Origin of the sequence: Rothia sp. HMSC075F09 (assembly GCF_001810515.1) — a bacterium.
Classification (GTDB): domain Bacteria; phylum Actinomycetota; class Actinomycetes; order Actinomycetales; family Micrococcaceae; genus Rothia.
This window is the reverse complement of sequence record NZ_KV801766.1, coordinates 1-1,428: the sequence shown is the minus strand read 5'-3', so window position 1 is coordinate 1,428 and position 1,428 is coordinate 1. Positions and strand designations below refer to the sequence as shown.

Here is a 1,428-nt window from a genome sequence, read left to right as displayed (position 1 = left end):
AGAAGAAGATTTTCACGCACAGTCAGTTCATAGCGTCCGTAGTCTTGACTCACCAAACCAACATTTGCCAACAAGTCATCAGGTGATATGTCCTGTACCGACTTATCTCCAATGAGGATGTCTCCTTTGGAAGGCTTAAGCATGCCCATGAGTGCATTTACTAGGGTTGTCTTTCCCGATCCATTGGGGCCGACAATACCAATCATCTGCCCGGGACCAAAAGTGAGATTGATGTTTTTAAGAGCGAAAGAATCAGCTTTTGGGTACTGGATAGCAAGATTCCTGATGGAAACGCTGGAGATTTCAGGGTAGGTATCGGCAATCGGATTTTTCTGCCCGGGCTGTGCGCTAGAAATAAACTTTCGATATACATCAATTGCGTTTGACCCCGCCGCCATCGAGCTAAGGTCGCTTCCCATCGAGCCAAGCGAGACTATAGCTGAGGTAATACCTATAACAGCTCCAGCAAGAACGCCGGGAGCCGGCACCGAGGCCGCTAGAAAAATAAGGGCTAAAGCTAGCAATGCAGCGCTTATAAAACCAACAATTGTATATATTCTGAGGATGTAACGAGCTAGGCCAATTTCCTCCTCACCGGATTTTTTCCGTTCTTGATTAGCGCGACGCGCAAAGAACGACCGAGCATTAAGAATTGCAAGCTCACGAGCAGTAGTTATTTGTGCAATCTGGTTAGTGCTATGCCATGCGTTGTAGCTATATGAATATATTTTTTCCATTGCCTCAGCATTTTTACTCGAATAGAGATGTGACATCAAGGCAACAGGAATCATACCTGCAAGCATGCAGAGTGAAGCATATACATTGATCTTTCCTACGGAATAACTAAGGGCTCCCGTCGAAAAAATGATGAATATCAGAGCACCCATAGTAGAAACTTGAGATCCTAGGCTCCCCCCTGTCACAGCTTCATGAGCTGCCCTTGATGAGCGAGCATAATCACCACTCGCGATTTCCTGAGAAGAACAAGTCGCCAGACGAGAAGATACATTCTGAATACCTGTACTTGACATTCGAGAATTTAGAATCATACGCAGAGAGTCTGATGCTTGTCCCAGGGCAATGTATCCTGCCAGCACAAAACTAACCCCCAGAGCTAGCGGAAGCACTTCATCCTGGCTCTGACCCAAATGCTCAACAAGTCTAGTGACAGCCTCCATCTGCAGAGCAGGGAATAGTGATAGGCACACAACAGACACTAGATAGGAAACGGTCCATACGGGGTGATTTTTGAAAGCATAAACCACGGACCAAACAGTATTAGCCATAATCTTACGCATCTTTATAGTCCCTTTCAGCGGAAGTTTTGCGCCCTGCAGAATCTTCAGAGATCTGATTTTTGAAAATTTCCATAAACTTTCCCTCTGCCTTCAGTAGCTCCCGGTAGGTTCCTTGCTCCACCACACACCC

Annotated in this window: 1 protein-coding gene; it reads right to left on the bottom strand. The window is 46.1% G+C overall.

The window, feature by feature from the left end; all coding sequences use genetic code 11:
- A partial coding sequence (locus HMPREF2749_RS00560) for an ATP-binding cassette domain-containing protein (protein ID WP_141747345.1) occupies positions 1-1,298 on the bottom strand: 1,298 nt, incomplete at its 3' end.
- Positions 1,299-1,428 lie beyond the last annotated feature (130 nt).